At 62.0% G+C, this 16714-nt stretch carries 17 protein-coding genes; 9 read left to right on the top strand and 8 right to left on the bottom strand.

Translation table 11 applies throughout. The features are described 5' to 3' along the window. Positions 1 to 94: 94 nt before the first annotated feature. Positions 95 to 1363 carry an ABC transporter substrate-binding protein gene (locus ACP15R_RS16085; protein ID WP_424987481.1) on the bottom strand — a complete coding sequence of 423 codons (1269 nt, stop codon included), beginning with the start codon at positions 1361 to 1363 and terminating at the stop codon, positions 95 to 97. Positions 1364 to 1485: 122 nt separating this feature from the next. On the opposite strand from ACP15R_RS16085, the gene ACP15R_RS16080 reads away from it, so the two are divergent. The 4 genes from ACP15R_RS16080 to ACP15R_RS16065 all read left to right on the top strand — a co-directional run bounded on the left by ACP15R_RS16080 (position 1486) and on the right by ACP15R_RS16065 (position 5234). Continuing rightward, complete coding sequence (locus ACP15R_RS16080) at positions 1486 to 2265, top strand: IclR family transcriptional regulator (RefSeq protein WP_424987480.1); 780 nt, start codon at positions 1486 to 1488, stop codon at positions 2263 to 2265. Between the two features lie 25 nt (positions 2266 to 2290). Next, positions 2291 to 3349 (top strand): ABC transporter ATP-binding protein, encoded by a 1059-nt coding sequence (locus ACP15R_RS16075; RefSeq protein ID WP_424987479.1) that lies wholly within the window; start codon positions 2291 to 2293, stop codon positions 3347 to 3349. A gap of 334 nt (positions 3350 to 3683) precedes the next feature. Then, a complete protein-coding gene (locus tag ACP15R_RS16070) occupies positions 3684 to 4664 on the top strand; it encodes a LacI family DNA-binding transcriptional regulator (RefSeq protein ID WP_424987478.1) in 981 nt (326 codons plus the stop codon). 39 nt (positions 4665 to 4703) lie between these two features. Beyond that, positions 4704 to 5234, top strand: coding sequence for a gamma carbonic anhydrase family protein (locus ACP15R_RS16065; protein WP_424987477.1), 531 nt, complete (start codon positions 4704 to 4706; stop codon positions 5232 to 5234). A gap of 9 nt (positions 5235 to 5243) precedes the next feature. Here the strand turns inward: ACP15R_RS16065 and ACP15R_RS16060 are convergent, their stop codons facing one another. The 4 genes from ACP15R_RS16060 to ACP15R_RS16045 all read right to left on the bottom strand — a co-directional run bounded on the left by ACP15R_RS16060 (position 5244) and on the right by ACP15R_RS16045 (position 8559). Continuing rightward, positions 5244 to 7163 carry an acyl CoA:acetate/3-ketoacid CoA transferase gene (locus tag ACP15R_RS16060; protein ID WP_424987476.1) on the bottom strand — a complete coding sequence of 640 codons (1920 nt, stop codon included), beginning with the start codon at positions 7161 to 7163 and terminating at the stop codon, positions 5244 to 5246. Between the two features lie 9 nt (positions 7164 to 7172). Further along, the gene (locus ACP15R_RS16055; RefSeq protein WP_424987475.1) at positions 7173 to 7961 is read right to left on the bottom strand and encodes a 3-hydroxybutyrate dehydrogenase; all 789 of its coding nucleotides are present in this window, start codon (positions 7959 to 7961) and stop codon (positions 7173 to 7175) included. A 13-nt stretch (positions 7962 to 7974) separates the two neighbouring features. Then, positions 7975 to 8154 (bottom strand): hypothetical protein, encoded by a 180-nt coding sequence (locus ACP15R_RS16050; RefSeq protein WP_424987474.1) that lies wholly within the window; start codon positions 8152 to 8154, stop codon positions 7975 to 7977. 93 nt (positions 8155 to 8247) lie between these two features. Continuing rightward, the gene (locus ACP15R_RS16045) at positions 8248 to 8559 is read right to left on the bottom strand and encodes a TRAP transporter large permease subunit (protein WP_424987473.1); all 312 of its coding nucleotides are present in this window, start codon (positions 8557 to 8559) and stop codon (positions 8248 to 8250) included. A gap of 110 nt (positions 8560 to 8669) precedes the next feature. Here ACP15R_RS16045 and ACP15R_RS16040 point away from each other — a divergent pair, with 110 nt between their 5' ends. Continuing rightward, positions 8670 to 9380 carry a GntR family transcriptional regulator gene (locus ACP15R_RS16040; RefSeq protein WP_424987472.1) on the top strand — a complete coding sequence of 237 codons (711 nt, stop codon included), beginning with the start codon at positions 8670 to 8672 and terminating at the stop codon, positions 9378 to 9380. 15 nt (positions 9381 to 9395) lie between these two features. Here the strand turns inward: ACP15R_RS16040 and ACP15R_RS16035 are convergent, their stop codons facing one another. Further along, the gene (locus ACP15R_RS16035) at positions 9396 to 10157 is read right to left on the bottom strand and encodes an SDR family NAD(P)-dependent oxidoreductase (protein ID WP_424987471.1); all 762 of its coding nucleotides are present in this window, start codon (positions 10155 to 10157) and stop codon (positions 9396 to 9398) included. Between the two features lie 224 nt (positions 10158 to 10381). On the opposite strand from ACP15R_RS16035, the gene ACP15R_RS16030 reads away from it, so the two are divergent. From ACP15R_RS16030 to ACP15R_RS16020, 3 genes are all read left to right on the top strand, one after another. Further along, positions 10382 to 11245 carry a 3-keto-5-aminohexanoate cleavage protein gene (locus ACP15R_RS16030; protein WP_424987470.1) on the top strand — a complete coding sequence of 288 codons (864 nt, stop codon included), beginning with the start codon at positions 10382 to 10384 and terminating at the stop codon, positions 11243 to 11245. A 75-nt stretch (positions 11246 to 11320) separates the two neighbouring features. Continuing rightward, positions 11321 to 12925: a GMC family oxidoreductase gene (locus tag ACP15R_RS16025; protein ID WP_424987468.1), complete on the top strand. Its 1605-nt coding sequence runs from the start codon at positions 11321 to 11323 to the stop codon at positions 12923 to 12925. 16 nt (positions 12926 to 12941) lie between these two features. Next, entirely contained in the window at positions 12942 to 14072 is a 1131-nt protein-coding gene (locus ACP15R_RS16020; RefSeq protein ID WP_424987467.1) for a mandelate racemase/muconate lactonizing enzyme family protein, read from the top strand. 128 nt (positions 14073 to 14200) lie between these two features. Here ACP15R_RS16020 and ACP15R_RS16015 read toward each other — a convergent pair whose 3' ends face one another. Next, positions 14201 to 14929, bottom strand: a complete 729-nt coding sequence (locus ACP15R_RS16015) for an SDR family NAD(P)-dependent oxidoreductase (RefSeq protein WP_424987466.1) — start codon at positions 14927 to 14929, stop codon at positions 14201 to 14203. Between the two features lie 200 nt (positions 14930 to 15129). Between ACP15R_RS16015 and ACP15R_RS16010 the strand changes: the two genes are divergently transcribed. Next, entirely contained in the window at positions 15130 to 15501 is a 372-nt protein-coding gene (locus tag ACP15R_RS16010) for a winged helix-turn-helix transcriptional regulator (protein ID WP_424987465.1), read from the top strand. Positions 15502 to 15651: 150 nt separating this feature from the next. On the opposite strand, the gene dctP is transcribed toward ACP15R_RS16010, so the two are convergent. Beyond that, positions 15652 to 16704 (bottom strand): TRAP transporter substrate-binding protein DctP, encoded by a 1053-nt coding sequence (gene dctP, locus ACP15R_RS16005; protein ID WP_424987464.1) that lies wholly within the window; start codon positions 16702 to 16704, stop codon positions 15652 to 15654. Positions 16705 to 16714: the final 10 nt, after the last annotated feature.

Below are 16714 nucleotides of genomic sequence, written 5' to 3'. Positions count from 1 at the left end.
CAGACCCGGGCTTTGGTCGCGATATTGCCTGTCAGGGTCTGCATATCAGTCTCTGGGCGGATATGGGGCAGACGCGCCGCCTGCCCCGGAACCGCTATTTGTAGATACGCTCGCGCGCCTTATCCAGGCGCTTGAGGATCGCGTCCAGATTGTCGGGCCGCACCATGAATTCCTGGAGCCCCTCCATGCCGACCTTGGCCATTTCCGCCGGGAAATCGCGGTCAAAGAACTGTGCCACGCCGCCGGGGGAATTCGTGGACAGCATCGCAAAGCCTTCGTTCAGGAACTTGTCATCATCCACCGCCGACATGGCGTTGATCGGCATCTGGCCCAACGCATCGCCCGCATTGATCGCGGTCTGCACCTCGGGGGACACCATGAAGCGCAGGAAGGCCCGGGCGTTCTCCTTGTTGCTGGCACCGGCCGGAATATGGAACGTGTCGGTCGGGGCATCTTCGGCCAGGGCGACATCGGGGTTGATCACCGGGAACTGGTAGAAATCCAGCTGCTCGTCGGTCAGCCCCGCCTCGCGCAGGGGTGCGACCACGAAATTGCCCATCAGGTAAGAGGCCGCGTCACCCTGCACCAGGAAGGGCAAAGCCTCTTGCCAGCTATAGGACTGGTGGTTGTCAAGGAACGCCCCCATATCGATCAGCTCGCGCCAGTTGGCAAAGGTCTGGCGGACCCGGTCATCCTGCCAGCTGATTTCGCCGCTGGCCAGTTGCATGTGAAAATCAAAGCCGTTGGTGCGCATGTTCAGATAGTCGAACCAGCCGCCGGCGGTCCACAGGAACTTGGTCCCGATCGCGTAACAAACCCGACCGGACTCGCGGATCGCCGCACAGTTTGCCTTTTCCTCTTCCCAGTTGGTCGGCTCGCTCAATCCAAGCTCGTCAAAGATGTCTTTGCGATAATAGACGCCCCATTGGTAATAGGTATAGGGAACGCCCCACTGCTTGCCGTCGATGGTCATCGCGCCCTTGGTCGATGCAAGGTTCCTGGCAATCTCTTCCTCGGCCCAGAGATCGCTTACATCCTCGAAGAGGCCCGCCTCGACATAGGGTTTCATCCGGTTCGCCGCGTACCAGGTGGCCACGTCCGGTGCGTTCGCGGTCAGGAAGTTGCGGATCTGGGTCTTGTAGGCGTCGCGGTCAATGATCGTCGTTTCGATGTTCAGGTCGGGGTTCATGTCCTGAAACTGCGCGATCGTGTCCTCCATCACCTTGCGGGGCGCCGGGTTCGACGTGTCGAGAAAGATGGTCAGATCACCGGTCAGCCCCTCCGCCGACGCGCTGAAACCGCCAGCCGACAATATCGCAGCCGTCGAAAGCGCCGCGACAGACGCCTTGAAAATGGAACGCATGGTGTCCTCCCTGTTGTTCCAAATAGTGAAGCACTAGTTTGTATATTGCAACATAGCCACACAGCACCTACTGTTGTCAACATCGTTGCCCGGTCAGCCGGGCAAACCAGGGATTGAAACAAATGGCGGAAACACAACCAGGCAGCGGAACGGTCAAGAAGGCCCTGGTCGTGCTTGAGCTGGTGGCGTCGTTCGAACGTCCGGTCCGTTTTCCCGAAGTCCTTGAACTGTCTGATTTCCCGAAAGGAACCCTTTACAGGCTGATGAAGACGCTGGTCGATCAATCGATGCTGTCCTTTGATCCGGGCGAACAGACCTACAGCCTTGGGCTGCGGTTGATACGGTTGGCCCATGCGGCGTGGAAAACTGCCTCGCTGGCACCGATTGCGCGGCCATTCATCGAATCACTGGCCGCACAGGCCCGGGAAACGGTGCATCTCGCCCAGATCGACAACGGGCAGGTGCTGTTCATCGACAAGCTTCAGGCACCGGGGCGGTCGCAGACCCTGGCCAAGGCGGGCAAGGTGGTGCCGGCCTATTGCACCGGTGTCGGCAAGGCGATGCTGGCGTTCATGGGGCCCCGGCGACTCGATATCGCGCTGCAACAGCAGGCCTATTTCAAATACACCCCCTCCACCCATGGCAGCGCCGAGACCCTGATCCCGGAACTGCACGAGATCCGCGACCTTGGCATCGCCTATGACCGTGAAGAACATGAACAGGGCATCATCTCGATCGCGGCGCCGATCCTGTCGGATAACGGCCGGGTCCTGGGGGCGGTATCGATCGCGACCTCCACCAATCACCACTCGCTTGACTCGTTGAACAACTTTCGCACTGCCCTTTTGGAAACAACGGCAAGGATCGGGGCCGAGGCAACGTCCTGGCAATTCCCGTCCTGACCCTACACAACAGAGGAACACACGAATGTCCGGTGTAACACTTCAAAACGTCATCAAACGCTATGGGGACGCGCAGGTCATTCATGGGGTCGACCTGGAAATCGAAGACGGCGAGTTCTGTGTGTTCGTCGGCCCGTCGGGCTGCGGGAAATCCACCCTGTTGCGCATGGTGGCCGGGCTCGAGGAAACCACCGAGGGTGCCATCGGCATCGGTGCCCGCGATGTCACCCGGATGGATCCGGCCGAGCGCGGCGTGGCGATGGTGTTCCAGACCTATGCGCTGTACCCGCATATGACGGTCCGGGAAAACATGGGGTTCGGGCTCAGGATGAATGGCCACCCCAAGGCCGAAATCGCCGCCAAGGTCGCGGAAGCCACGCGTATTCTCAAGCTGGAACAATATCTTGATCGCAAACCCGCCGCCCTGTCTGGCGGGCAACGCCAGCGGGTCTCCATCGGGCGCGCCATCGTGCGCGGCCCCGAGGTCTTTCTCTTTGATGAACCATTGTCCAATCTCGACGCGGAACTGCGCGTCGAAATGCGGGTCGAGATCGCGCGGCTGCACAAGGAAATCGGCGCAACCATGATCTATGTCACCCACGATCAGGTCGAGGCGATGACGCTGGCCGACAAGATCGTGGTCCTGCGCGCCGGCAATATCGAACAGGTTGGTGCGCCGCTCGACCTCTATCGCGATCCGGACAACAGGTTCGTCGCCGGCTTTATCGGCTCGCCCGCGATGAATTTCATGGATGGCATCGTCGAAGGCGGGCAAGTGCATGTTCCGGGACTTGGCGCGCGTTTCGATCTGCCCGTTGACCTGCCCGGCGACGGCACCGAGGTATCGCTTGGCATTCGCCCCGAGCATATCCAGATCGATGCGGCGGGCGACACCCATGACATCGACCTGACCGAGGCGCTTGGCGGTACGTCCTATGCCTATCTGGTCTCGGCCACCGGCGAGAAGGTTGTTGTCGAAGAGCATGGCGACCACCGCTCACAAGAAGGCGCGCGCGTTGGCATCACCTTTGCCCCGGATCGGGCGATGTTGTTTGACCGCAAGACCGAGGCCCGCATCCGCTAGCCCCTGCGCCGCCGCCAGGCGTGCCCTTTGCCATGCGGTGATCACCACCCGTTTCTGAAATGACGCCAGCGGCATCCGGCGCGGGCCGGCGTCGCGCGCCCCGCCACGTCAGGATCACCCCCTGGGGAGTCGCCCACCTCAACCGTCACAAGAAAACGTTACTTTGGATGGAATCACGTCCATTTTCGAACTACTCCCTTATTATTAAACAGTAATACTTAGCCCATTGGAAAAACGACCCGTATGATGTAAACGCTTTCAGAAAGCTGAATCAAACACCACCCCCGGATTTGACATGTCGAAGCGCCGCGGCAGCACCAATGGAAAGGTCAGAATGCAAGACGTTGCGGCGGCGGCGGGCGTGTCGCTGGCATCGGTATCCCGCGTTCTGCGTAACCCTGATTCGGCATCCCCCGAACTGACCAAGCGCGTGCAGGCCGCCGTCGACCGGTTGGGATACAGCCCCAGCCCGATCGCCAGTTCGATGTCCGGCGCGCACAGCCCGATTGTCGGGGTGGTCGTGCCCACGCTGGCCAACGCGTTTTTCAGCCAATCGCTTCAGGCGATGTCGTCGGAGCTTGAAAACTCGGGCTTCCAGATGATGATCGGCACCCACGAATATGACGACCAGCGCGAAGAAAACGCGATCCGTGCCTTTCTGCGCTGGAACCCCGTGGCGCTGATCGTGACGGGCATACATCACGCGCGCGGGGCGGTCCGGCTGCTGTCGGGTGCGGAGTGTCCGGTCTATGAAATGTGGGATTTCACCCGCCGACCAGTGGACAACATCATCGGGTTTTCGATGGAAGGGGCCGGTCGTGCGGTCGCAAAGCACCTGATCGAGAAACAGCGCCGCAACATCGTCTTTGTCGGCCATATCCTGGCCCGCGACCCCCGCGCCCGGATGCGGGCAGAAGCGTTCATGGAAACCGTGCGCGACCACGACGGAGTGGAGGGCCACGTTGTCGAGGTGACGGAACGCAATGTCGCCGCCGGCGATGCCATCCTGCGCCGCATCCTGAAAGAAACGCCCGACGTGGATGGCATCGCGTTCTCGGGTGACGCGGTTGCGCTTGGCGGCCTGTCCGCCGCCGCCGACCTGGGGGTCCGGGTGCCCGGCGACCTGTCGGTGATCGGTTTCGGCGATCTTGACCCCGGCCGCGCCAGCCACCCGCCCCTGACCACGATCCGCCCGCCCCATCGGGAAATGGGCCGGCTGATCGCCCAGAGCATCCTGCGCAACGCAACCCGTCCCGATACCGAACGCCAGATCGTCGATCTCGGCTTTGAACTGATCCAGCGTGGCAGCACCTAGCGGCCCGTACCGTATCCACAATTATGAAAGGTTTTTCCCATGCCCATCTATGCCCTTGGCGATATCGCTCCGCAAACCGCCGGCCCCGACACGTTCTGGGTTGCGCCCGGCGCACATGTCATCGGTGACGTTCACCTTGGCCGCGATGTCAGCATCTGGTTCGGCGCGGTGCTGCGCGGCGACAAGGAACCGCTGATCCTCGGGGACGGCACCAACATCCAGGAACACGCGATGATCCATGCGGATCCGGGTTTTCCCGCGACCATCGGTGCCGGGGTCACGGTTGGCCATCGGGCCATCGTTCACGGATGCACCATCGGCGACGGCACCCTGATCGGGATGGGAGCCACGGTGCTGAACGGCGCCAGGATCGGCAAGAACTGCCTGATCGGCGCGGGCGCACTGGTCACCGAGGGCAAGGAGATCCCCGATGGCTCTCTGGTCATGGGCGCCCCGGCCAAAGTAATCCGCCCGCTTGGCGAAGAGGGGCTCGCCTCGCTGCGCAAACCGGCGGACAATTATGTCAAGAACTGGAAACGGTTCGCCGCGGAAATGACGGTTGTGGGGTAATCCCAACCGTTATTGTTCAAGAAATCTCCGGGCCTGCACGCTGGTTTCAAAGATGTGGGTCCGGGCTTCGGGAAAAACCTTGCCCAGTTTCATGCGCATGAAGGCCGATCCGGAATAGCGCGAGATGTGGCGATAATACCGCTCGGTCAGACGCGCTACCATGCGGGCCCAATCCAGCTCAAGCGTCTCGTCGATGCGGAACCCGTCGTAATTGGCGATCACGTCCACCCGCTGCCCATGTGCGGCGCAGGTTTCCGCCACGAGGTGCCCGACCCGCTCAACCTCGACCGACGAACGCACACGCATCTTTTCAAAGTTGAGGAAAAGCTGGTTGCTTGCGCCGTCAAGCGCGATGCGGTCGGGCAGGTCAAGATGCAGCAGGTCCGTGCGCAAATCCATTTCCCTGGGCTGGAAGATGCGCGCATCCATCTGTGTCACCTCGTCGATGATCGGACGTACCGCCATCTGTGACAGGATATCCCGGTCGAGATCCACCCCCGGTGCGATCTCGATCAGCTTCAACCCCTCCGGCGTCAATTCAAACACGCAGCGCTCGGTCACATAAGTCACCGGCTGGCCCAGGCGCGCGGCGCGGACCCCGGAAAATGTGATCTGCTCCACGTGATCAAGGAACTTGCGCTGGCTGCCCTCCTGTCGGATCTCGACGGCGCCGCCGTCAATGGCAATGTCCAGCCCCTTGGCGGTGAAAGTCCCGGCAAAGACCACCGCGCGGGCATTCTGGCTAATATTGATGAACCCGCCCGCCCCGGCCAGCCGCGGCCCGAACCGCGACACGTTGACGTTGCCCGTCGCATCCGCCTGCGCCAATCCAAGGCAGGTCATGTCCAGCCCGCCGCCATCGTAGAAATCGAACTGGTTGTTCTGCGGGATCACCGCATCGGTATTGACCGCCGCACCGAAATCCAGCCCCGAGGCCGGCTGGCCGCCGATTACCCCCGGCTCGGCGGTCAGGGTCACGTGATCAAGCAGCCCTTCTTCGGCGGCCACTGCCGCCACGCCTTCGGGCATCCCGATGCCCAGGTTCACCACCCCGTTCACCGGCAACTCAAAGGCACAGCGCCGCGCGATGACCTTGCGGGCATCCAGCGCCATGGGCGGGATCGCCCCTTCGGGCGTGCGCATCCGGCCGGTGAACCCCTGGCTGAACGCCGTGGCATAGGTCTGAACGTGGTTTTCCGGCTTTGCCACCACCACCGCGTCAACAAGGATGCCGGGGATCTGCACATCGCGGGCAGGCAGGGTGTGGGCCTTGGCGATCCGCTCGACCTGGACGATGACCACGCCACCGGCGTTCTTGACCGCCATTGCCTGAGCCAAGTTGTCGATGGTCAGCGCCTCGCGTTCCAGGGTGATATTGCCTGCCTCGTCCGCCGTGGTGCCACGCAACAGCGCCACGCTCAGCCGCTGAGCCGGGTAATACAGCATCTCTTCGCCGCCGATCTCGATCAGTTCGACCTGTGCTTCGGTCGATATGTCGTTGATCGCGCCGCCCCCGTTGCGCGGATCGACAAAGGTCTCAAGCCCCACCCGCGACAGCATTCCCGGCTTGCCCGCAGCGATGTCGCGATAAAGCTGGCTGATACAGCCTTGCGGCAGATTCCAGCCCTTGATCTTGCCCGCAACCGCCAGCGCCGCCACCTTGGGGATCAGCCCCCAATGCCCACCGACCACCTTGCTCAGCAACCCGTCATGGCCCAGCCGGTTCAACCCGCGAGTCTTGCCATCCCCCTGCCCCGCCGCAAAGACCAGCGACAGGTCACGGGGATGCCCGGTTTCAAGAAACCGGGCCTCGACGGCGGCCAGCAACTCGTCGGGCACCCCGATGCCGACAAAGCCCGAGGTGGTGAGGGTATCGCCATCCTTGATCAGGGCGGCGGCATCGGCGGCAGAAACGACTTTGTGCAACATTCCTCCAGCCTATGCCGCAGTCCAGCCGCCGTCTACGGGCAAGGCGACTCCGGTGATGTTCTCTGCTACATCCGAGCAGAGGAATTGCGCGACCCCCGACAGTTGTTCGACGGTGACGAATTTCTTGGTCCATTGTGCCGCCAGCAACACGTCGCGCTTGACCTGATCTTCGCTCATGCCGCGCGCCCTGGCGGTGTCGGGGATCTGCGCCTCGACCAGCGGTGTCAATACGTAGCCCGGGCAGATCGCGTTACAGGTGATGCCATCCTCGGCCACTTCGAGCGCAACCGTCCTGGTCATCCCCACGACCCCGTGCTTGGCAGTGACATAGGCCGATTTGAACGGGGACGCCACCAGCCCATGCGCCGAGGCAATATTGATGATCCGCCCCCACCCGGCCGCCTTCATGTAAGGCACCGCGGCGCGGATGACGTGAAAGGCCGAGTTCATGTTGATGTCGATGATCATGTCCCACCGGTCTCTGGGGAAATCCTCAACCGGCGATACGGTCTGGATTCCGGCATTGTTGACCACGATATCAACCCCGCCGAACCGGGCCGCCGCCGCCGTCACCAGCGCCTCGATCTCGTCCGGCCTGGTCATGTCGGCACCGTCATAGCACACCGCGCCCGAACCCAGCCCGTCAAGCTCGGACCGCGTCGCCTCGATCTCGCCAGCATCGCCAAAGCCGTTCAGAACGACATTTGCACCCGCTTGCGCAAACCCGCGCGCCAGACCAAGCCCGATGCCCGAGGTCGATCCCGTCACGACAACGGTCTTGTCACTCATATCTGTCATGTTTCAGTTCCTTTTATCGCTCTTGAGGCTGGCGGATAATCGTTGCCAGCGTTGCGTCCCGGAGGTCTTGTTCTGTGACGCCGTCGGCGCATTCGGCGATCGTGAGCCCGCCCTGGACCACCTCCTTGCCGGTCAGCGGCAGGGTGCATTCGCGCAGCACCTTGCTGTTGCAGTGCGTGTTGGTGTGGTCCATCACCGCCACCGCGCGCCCTGCATCCGATTGCGTTCTCGGGGCATTACTGGTCCTCCCGTTATTGATGCTATGTCAGGTTTGGAATTGGGGTGTTCACATGAAACCCAAGAGTTTTGGCAGGGTCAGGGTGAGGGCCGGGATCATCGAGATCAGCACGTTGGCAAAGTTGACCAGGCTCCTGGTGATGCCCGAAACATTCATCACCTCGCCCGCGAGGATGAACAGCGGAATGGCCAGGATCGGAAACTGCGCGATCCCCCCGAACATGCGCTGCGGCAACATCTTGAGAAACGCCGCTTGATCCGCCAGCAAAAACCCCGCCAAAGGCCCCGCCGCCAACGCAAACACAATCGGGATACCTCCCGCCATCAAAACCAGAAAAACCCAGAAAAACGTCAAGGGCATGTCAGCATACTCCTCTTGCGCAGTGTTTGGTCATGTGGAGGGTTGCCGTTTCCCACCCCAAAGACCTATATATGTTTCTAACTTTAGCCACTCCGGAAAGGTCAGCCCCCATGTCCCTGCAATCCATGCGCCGGAGCAATGTGCCCCTGCATGTCGAAGTGGCCTCGCTCTTGCGCAGCCGCATCCTGAGCGGCGATCTGAAGAGCGGCGAGAAACTGCCGTCGCTGGCCGAACTGGCCCAGACATTCGGTGTCACCAGCCTGACGGTCCGGCAGGCGATGAACACGCTGGACGCCGAGGGCCTGATCGAGCGGGCCTCGGGGCGCGGCACCTTTGTGAAACATGTGGAGCTCAAACCGCGCCGGGTGTTTTCCGTCACCTCGGACATGTCGCAGTTGCTGGGCGGCGACATGCCACTTGAGGTCGTGCTCAGCACCGACACCGCCTTTGAGGATGACATCATGGTCGATGGCGTTGCGTTCAAACGGCTCAAGCGCCGGCACGAGCTTGGCGGCCAGCCATTCTGCATCCTGGATGTGCACCTGAAAAAGGACATTTATGACAGCGCTCCTGAGCAATTTGACCGGGAACTGATTGTGCTGGCCTTCAAGGACCTTGGTATCGACCTGGGATCGGCGACCCAGACGGTGGCGCTGGCCTCGGCCGATCTTGAGATGGCCGAAGGCTTGCAGGTCGAAGTGAATTCGCCGGTGTTCAAGGTCGTCCGCAAGGTCAAGGACAAGGACGGCCAGCTGATCTATTTCGGCGACCTGATCTATCCGGGCGACGCGCTGGAATTCCGCATCGATTTCCTTGGATAGCAATGGCGACGCGCACTAGAGCGTCATCCCGCCATCAATCACCAGAGTCTGGCCGGTGATCATCGGCGCGCCGGTCAACAGGTAGACGATGGTTTGCGCGACATCTTCGGCCTGGACGTGGCGCTTGATCAACATCTTGTCCAAGGCTGCCTGTTTGCGCTCGGCGGGCCAGTTCTGGGTCCAGGGGGTTGCCACCTGTCCGGGCGCAACCGCGTTGACCCGCACCTCCGGGGCAAGGCCACGGGCAAGCGACCGGGTCACGCTGACCACCCCCGCCTTGCTGGCGGCGTAGGGTGTGCTGCTGCCCTGCAGTCCGACACCGGCGGTAGAGGCCGTGTTGACAATCGCCCCGCCCGCGGCGCGCAATGCCGGCGCGGCGGCCTTGGCACAGCGGAACACGCCAATCAGGTTGGTGTTCAACAACGCCATCCACATGTCCTCGCCAATCTTGTCCAGATCCGAAGGGGGGATCGGATCGCGGGTGGCAGAGATCCCGGCGTTGTTGACCAGGTAATCCAGCCCGCCAAGCTCGGAAATCGCGGCCTCGACCATCGCTTCCGCGTTGCCCGGGATCGACACGTTGCCGGGGGCCGAGATCACGTCAAGCCCCTCGGCGCGCAGCCGCGCAACCTGCTCCGCCCCCTGCGAATCGTCTTCGAGGTGATTCATGGCGACGCGAATCCCCTGCCGCGCCAAAAGCGTGACACAGGCCAGGCCAATGCCCGATGCACCACCGGTGACCAGCGCGGTGCGCGGGCTAGTAGATTGATTTTCCATTGCCTTCTCCCATCAACGATTGTTCGGGGATCCCTGCGGATCCGGCGCCCGAGACCCCGCCGGTCGGGGTTGGGCCTGTTGTCTGATTTGACAAACATTAAAACATATAGTAGTTTATAACAATAGAAATTTATGAATGGCTCCGAGAGCCACCCAAACGGAGGCCGCGACCGCGCCGCCGCAGCAACACGAAAAGGGGCTTAGACTTGTCCAGGAAAACCATCATGACCTGCGCCGTTACCGGAAACGGGACGATGCCCTCGCAGAATGAAAACCTGCCGGTAACCCCGGCCGAAATCGCGCAGGCCGCGATTGATGCGGGCAAGGCCGGTGCCGCCATCGCCCATATGCATGTACGCGATCCCGAGACCGCCAAGGGGTCGATGGACATCAACCTGTATCGCGAGGTGGTTGATCGCATTCGTGATGCGGGTTCGGACATCGTCATCAACCTGACCACCGGCGAAGGCCAGCGTTTTGTGCCCAGCGAAGCCGATCCGAGCGTGGCCGGACCCGGCACCACGCTATGCCACCCGACCCTGCGGTCGGCACATGTGAAGGAACTGAAACCCGAGATCTGCACGCTGGATTTCAACACCATGGTCAACAAGACCTGGACGGTGATCAACACGCCGCCGACATTGAAGGTGATGGCCGATATCGCCAACGAGGCAGGCACCAAGCCGGAGATCGAGATTTTCGATTCCGGCGACCTGAACATGGCCAAGGATTTCATCGCAAAGGGCATCCTGAAATCGCCCACCATGTTCCAGTTCGTCATGGGGATCAATTTCGGCGCGGCGGCGAATTATCAGACGCTGGCCTACCTGATCTCGCAGCTTCCCGAACAGAGCGAATGGGCCGCCTTTGGCATCGGCAGGAACGCGTTCCGCATGATGGCGCTGTCCTACCTGATGGGCGGCCATGTGCGCATCGGCATGGAAGACACGGTTTACATCGACAAGGGCGAGCTGTGCAAAAGCAACGCCCAGCTCGTGGAAAAAGGCATTGGCATCGTCGAATCCCTGGGCGGGACAATGGCGACCCCGGCAGAGGCACGCGAGATCCTGGGGCTCAGGCCGCTCTGATCCGGCATTGCCCACCGGCCCGGGCGCATGTGCCGGGCCGGCACCCAATCTTGTCCTTCAGCTTCGGGAGTTAACATGGAAGCGGATTTCATCATCGTCGGCGCCGGGTCATCAGGCTGTGTACTGGCCAACAGGCTGAGCGAAAACCCGAGGCACAGGGTTCTGCTGATCGAGGCCGGCGGGCGCGATACCTATCCGTGGATCCATGTTCCGGCCGGGTATTTCAAAACCATGAACAATCCCGGCTATGACTGGTGCTTCAAGACCGAACCGATCCCCGGCCTGAACCAGAAGTCGATCAATTGGCCGCGCGGCAAGGTTCTGGGCGGCAGTTCGGCGCTGAACGGATTGCTCTATGTGCGTGGGCAGGCCGAAGATTACGACCGCTGGCGGCAGATGGGCAATGCCGGCTGGGGCTGGGATGACGTGCTGCCCTATTTCAGACGCTCGGAAGGCAATGAACGCGGCGCGGACGATCTGCATGGCGCGGATGGGCCTCTGGGGGTCTCCAACCCGCGCTATACCCATCCGATCTGCGATGCCTGGATCAAGGCCGCGCAACAGGCGGGGTATCCGGCCAATGACGACATCAATGGCGCAACGCAGGAAGGGGTTGGATATTACCAGCTGACCATTCGCAACGGGCGTCGGTGCAGCACGGCCGTGGGCTATCTGAACCCGGTCAAGAACCGCCCGAACCTGGAAATCCTGACCCGTGCGCAGGTGCGCAGGATCGTGCTGGACGGCAAACGGGCCACCGGCGTCGAGATCACCGACAGGTCGGGGCAGGTGCGCAGGATCACCGCGCGGCGCGAGGTCATCCTGTCTTGTGGCGCGGTTGGTTCGCCGCAGGTCCTGATGCTGTCGGGAATCGGCAATGGCGCGGAATTGCGCAAGGCGGGGGTTGCGCCGAACCATGATCTGCCGGGCGTCGGCAAGAACCTTCAGGACCACCTCCAGGCCCGCACGACCTTCAAGACCCGCAACACCACGGTGAATGACGAGGTACGCAGCCTCATCGCCAAGATGAAAACCGCCATGCGCTATGGCTTCAACCGCAACGGCCCGATGACTATGGGGGCCAGCATGGTTGCCGGATTTCTGCGCAGTTCCCCCGACGAGGCGACGCCGGATATCCAGTTTCATATCAATCCCTGGTCCGCCGATAGCCCGGCCGAAGGGGTGCATGCGTTTTCCGCCTTTACCGCCACGGTCTGCGTGCTGCGCCCGACCAGCAAAGGCGAGATCACGCTGGCCGGCCCCGACCCGCTTGCGGCACCCAGGATTCAACCCAATTACCTGTCCACCGAAGACGATTGCCGCCGTACCGTCGAAGGCGTGCGCATCTCGCGCAACATCGCGCGACAGACGGCGCTGGCGGGCGAGATCACCGAGGAATTCCGCCCGCCCCGCGATCTGGATCTCGATGATTATGACGCGGCCCTCGACTGGGTGCGGGGCAACTCGACCACGGTCTATCACCCGACCGGGTCGTGCCGGATGGGTCGCGATGACGGCGCGGTGGTGGACGAACGGTTGCGCCTGCACGGGGTTCAGGGCCTGCGGGTGGTCGATTGTTCGATCATGCCGGAAATCGTCTCGGGCAATACCAATGCGCCCGCGATCATGATCGCCGAAAAAGCCAGCGACATGATCCTGCAAGACGCGCGCAACGCTTGAGCAAGGGAACAGCAGAATGAGCAAGCTAACCACCAAGAACACCGACGTGACGCTTACCGCGATCGACGCGCGGCTGGTACGCACGCCGATTTCAACGCCGGTGCGCACGTCCTTTGGGGTCATGCATGACCGGCCTACGCTGCTGGTGCGGGTCACCGATGCCTCCGGGGTCCAGGGCTATGGCGAGGTCTGGTGCAACTTTCCGGTCTGCGGTGCCGAGCATCGGGTTCGCCTGATCGAAAGCGAAATCGCACCGCGGATCGTGGGCGAGACCTTTGCGGGTCCGCAAGCCTGTTACCAGGCAATGAATGCGCGGCTGCGGATCCTGCGGCTGCAAACCGGCGAACCCGGCCCGATTTCGCAGGCCATCGCGGGTGTGGACATCGCCATCTGGGACATGCTCGGCAAGCGCCTGGGCGACCCGCTTTATGCTCTGCTGGGAGCCGAAACCCACCGCATCCCGGCCTATGCCAGCGGCATCAACCCGGTTGGCGTTCTCGACACGGTTGCACAGGCCCGCAGCCAGGGACATCGCAAGTTCAAGGTCAAGGTGGGCTTTGGCGAAGACACCGATCGCGGCAACGTCAAGGCGGTGGCCGAAGACCTCAAGGAGGGCGAGAGGTTTCTGCTCGATGCCAACCAGGGCTGGTCACCCGAAGACGCGATGCAGGCGATGCGCTGGATCGAACCGCATGCACCGCTGTGGATCGAAGAGCCGATGCCCGTTGACACCCCCACGGCAAGCTGGCAGGCGCTGAAATCAGCGACATCGATCCCCATTGCGGGCGGCGAGAATTTCCTGCTGCGCGATGAATATGACGCCGTGACGCGCGCCAAGTGGCTGGACTTTGTGCAGCCCGACATCGCCAAGTGGGGCGGCTTTACCGAATGCCTGCCGGTCGCGCGCGCCGTGGTCGAAAGCGGTCTGACCTACTGCCCGCATTCGCTGGGCGGGGGGATCGCGCTGGCGGCCTCGGCCCACCTGCTGGCAGCGGCGGGCGGTGCCGGCCTGCTGGAATGCGACGTCAACGAAAACACCTATCGCGACGAGGTGTTCCCGCTCGATCTGAGCGAAGGATGGGTCACCCTGTCGGACGCACCGGGGTTGGGCATCAATGTGGCGGCGGTGGAGCGGGAATTTACCTGACCCGGATATGATGAAAACAGGACACCGGGGTCAGCTGGCTGGCCCCGGTTTCTCGTTGTCTGAACGGTAATGAACCTGCCCTTGTGCCGGGGGGAGACGGTCGGCCAAGGGCAGGTTCGCGGCGACGATCAGGCCTTGATCGCGCCGTCGACCACGAATTCGTGGCCGGTACAGTACCCCGCATCGTCTGACGCGACGAACAACACCACCTTGGCCACTTCGATCACCTCGGCCGTGCGGCCGAACGGGATCTTGGCCACAAGCTCCTGGCGCGGCACGCCAAATGCGTCCAGCATCGGTGTTTCGATATAGCCGGGGTGAATCGAGTTGACCCGGATGTTGGACGGGCCCAATTCAACCGCCGCCGCCTTGGTCATCCCGCGCACCGCCCATTTGGTTGCGCAATAGGCATGCGCCTTGGACGCCGCCAGCCCGGCGATCGAGGAAATGTTGATGATGCTGCCCGCGCGGTTTGCCTGCATGACCGGCGCAACCGCCTTCATGCCCAGGAACACGCCCGTCTGGTTGATTGCCACCGTCTGCTCCCAGGTGCCGAGATCCGTATCCGCAAGACCCAGCACCCGAAAGATCCCGGCATTGTTCACCAACACGTCGATCCGGCCATGCAGGTCCACAACCGCATCCACCACCCGCGCCCAATCGTCTTGCGAGCTGACATCATGTTGCAAAAAGGCGCAATTCTCGCCCAGCCGGGCAGCGGTCGCCTCGCCGGCCTCGCTGTTGACATCGGTGATGACCACCTTGGCCCCCGCATCGATGAACAGTTCGGCCTCGGCGGCCCCCTGCCCGTTTGCTCCCCCGGTGATGAGGGCAATCTTGTTATCGAGGCGATTCATTTGAAATCCTTCTTCTGGGCCGCGATGGCGGCGTTGCAACCTGGTTGACGTGAACCGGTCCGGACCCGCCCGATTGACCGGCCCGGAGCGCGGGGAACTGCACATACCTACAAAAATGTAAGTTTAAGCATTTATTGACGAATAGCGGCGTTTCGCGTAGTTGAGCCCATGCAACGCCTTCGAATTCCGAGGAGTATCCCGTGGCCCGCAAATACGATTGGAGAACCGGCAGCAATGTCGAGGCAACACTGAGCGTGATCGGCGGCCGGTGGAAACCGGTTATCCTGTGCAACCTTCTGGTGGGCCGTTTGCGCTTTGGCGAGCTGTGCCGCAACATGCCGAACGCGACACAACGCATGGTGACCCTGCAACTGCGCGAGCTTGAAGCCGATGGCGTGATCAAACGGCACGTATATGCCGAGGTCCCGCCCCGCGTCGAATACGAGCTGACCGGGTTTGGCCGCTCGCTGGAACCGGTCCTGTCGGTGATGCGTGAATGGGGCATAGCCTTTAAAGAACGCAAACTTGCCGAAGAGGCCGCGCAGGACCCCAAGACCGACGACGCAGCCTGAGACGGCAATCCGGGCTCAGGGCGTCAGGCATCAGGGCGGAAATCAACATCTGCGCATCCCTGGGGTTTGGGCGACAAGTGGCCAACTCCCATGTCGGCCACCCGTGATGCACCGGCCCTGATTTGCCAGAGCCGGTGCGGTTTCATGCCGTTACTGACCGGTAAAGCTCGCGCGTTCGGCTTCGATTTCGGCCTCGGCGCGGGCGACGGCGGCTTGGACGAGGTCGTAATATTCGCTGCCGTATTTCTCGACGAACCAGTCGATCACCGGTTGCTGGCCGGGCAGGAAGGTGGCCTTTTCCTCTTCGGTCGGGATGTGGACCTCGCCGCCGGATTCGACGAATTTCTCGTATTTCTCAAGATACAGCGCACCGGGCAGACCGTTGCAGGTCTTGGTCAGCTCGTGAAACCCGTCAACCACCACGCCCTGCAGATCCGCGGGCAGCGATTGCAGCCAGGTATCCGACATCCACCAAAAGATCAGGTTATGGGTGTGGTGGTCGGCGACCGCGTATTTCACATAGTCGTTCAGGCTGGTATCAACCACGTCCGACAGCGCGTTCTTGGTGCCGTTCACCACGCCGGTGGCCAGCGATGTATAGAGCTCTGGCCACGGCACCGGCGTCGGGTTCATGCCAAGGGCACCGGCAAATTCCATGGAAACCGGCGATTCCACCGTGCGCATCTTGACCCCTTGCAGGTCGGCGGCGGTCTTGACCGGCACATTGGCAAAGAAATCGCGCCAGCCGACACCACCGGTCATCCCCATCAGCCGGACCGACCCGGTGGCGGCCATCACGTCTGCGCGGAGCTTTTCGGTCAGCTCGCGGTCGGCCATGACCTTGTCCATCACCTGGTCATTGGCAAAGAGATACGGGATGTCAAAGGCCTGGATCGGGCCAAAGAAATTGGCGATGCCGCCGCCCGAGGTCAGGGTCATTTCAAGCGTGCCAAGCTGTACCGCTTCGACATTTTCCCGGAAGTTGCCAAGCTGGCCCGCCGGGTAATGCTGAACCTCGATGCGGCCGCCGGAATAGCGTTCGACATGCGATTTCATCACCTCCGCACAGGTTGACAGCGGCTGGGTCACGGCAGAAACATGGCCGATTTTCATTGTGAAATCCGCGGCCTGCGTGGCGGATGCCAGCGCGATGGCGCTTGTTAATCCGATGGCAAGCTTGTTGAGTTTGGATGTGACAGACATGGTGGGTCCT

It is taken from the genome of Microbulbifer sp. S227A (assembly GCF_049800935.1).
This window is presented reverse-complemented; position numbering and strand designations above follow the sequence as displayed.

Excerpts from the sequence above, each read along its gene's own strand:
- ACP15R_RS16035 (WP_424987471.1), bottom strand. The coding sequence starts at position 10,157 with ATGGAAAATCAATCTACTAGCCCGCGCACCGCGCTGGTCACCGGTGGT.
- ACP15R_RS16015 (WP_424987466.1), bottom strand. The coding sequence starts at position 14,929 with ATGAATCGCCTCGATAACAAGATTGCCCTCATCACCGGGGGAGCAAAC.
- ACP15R_RS16025 (WP_424987468.1), top strand. The coding sequence starts at position 11,321 with ATGGAAGCGGATTTCATCATCGTCGGCGCCGGGTCATCAGGCTGTGTA.
- ACP15R_RS16040 (WP_424987472.1), top strand. The coding sequence starts at position 8,670 with ATGTCCCTGCAATCCATGCGCCGGAGCAATGTGCCCCTGCATGTCGAA.
- ACP15R_RS16020 (WP_424987467.1), top strand. The coding sequence starts at position 12,942 with ATGAGCAAGCTAACCACCAAGAACACCGACGTGACGCTTACCGCGATC.
- ACP15R_RS16070 (WP_424987478.1), top strand. The coding sequence starts at position 3,684 with ATGCAAGACGTTGCGGCGGCGGCGGGCGTGTCGCTGGCATCGGTATCC.
- ACP15R_RS16030 (WP_424987470.1), top strand. The coding sequence starts at position 10,382 with ATGACCTGCGCCGTTACCGGAAACGGGACGATGCCCTCGCAGAATGAA.
- ACP15R_RS16075 (WP_424987479.1), top strand. The coding sequence starts at position 2,291 with ATGTCCGGTGTAACACTTCAAAACGTCATCAAACGCTATGGGGACGCG.
- ACP15R_RS16050 (WP_424987474.1), bottom strand. The coding sequence starts at position 8,154 with ATGGACCACACCAACACGCACTGCAACAGCAAGGTGCTGCGCGAATGC.
- ACP15R_RS16060 (WP_424987476.1), bottom strand. The coding sequence starts at position 7,163 with ATGTTGCACAAAGTCGTTTCTGCCGCCGATGCCGCCGCCCTGATCAAG.
- ACP15R_RS16045 (WP_424987473.1), bottom strand. The coding sequence starts at position 8,559 with ATGCCCTTGACGTTTTTCTGGGTTTTTCTGGTTTTGATGGCGGGAGGT.
- ACP15R_RS16055 (WP_424987475.1), bottom strand. The coding sequence starts at position 7,961 with ATGACAGATATGAGTGACAAGACCGTTGTCGTGACGGGATCGACCTCG.
- dctP (WP_424987464.1), bottom strand. The coding sequence starts at position 16,704 with ATGTCTGTCACATCCAAACTCAACAAGCTTGCCATCGGATTAACAAGC.
- ACP15R_RS16085 (WP_424987481.1), bottom strand. The coding sequence starts at position 1,363 with ATGCGTTCCATTTTCAAGGCGTCTGTCGCGGCGCTTTCGACGGCTGCG.
- ACP15R_RS16080 (WP_424987480.1), top strand. The coding sequence starts at position 1,486 with ATGGCGGAAACACAACCAGGCAGCGGAACGGTCAAGAAGGCCCTGGTC.
- ACP15R_RS16065 (WP_424987477.1), top strand. The coding sequence starts at position 4,704 with ATGCCCATCTATGCCCTTGGCGATATCGCTCCGCAAACCGCCGGCCCC.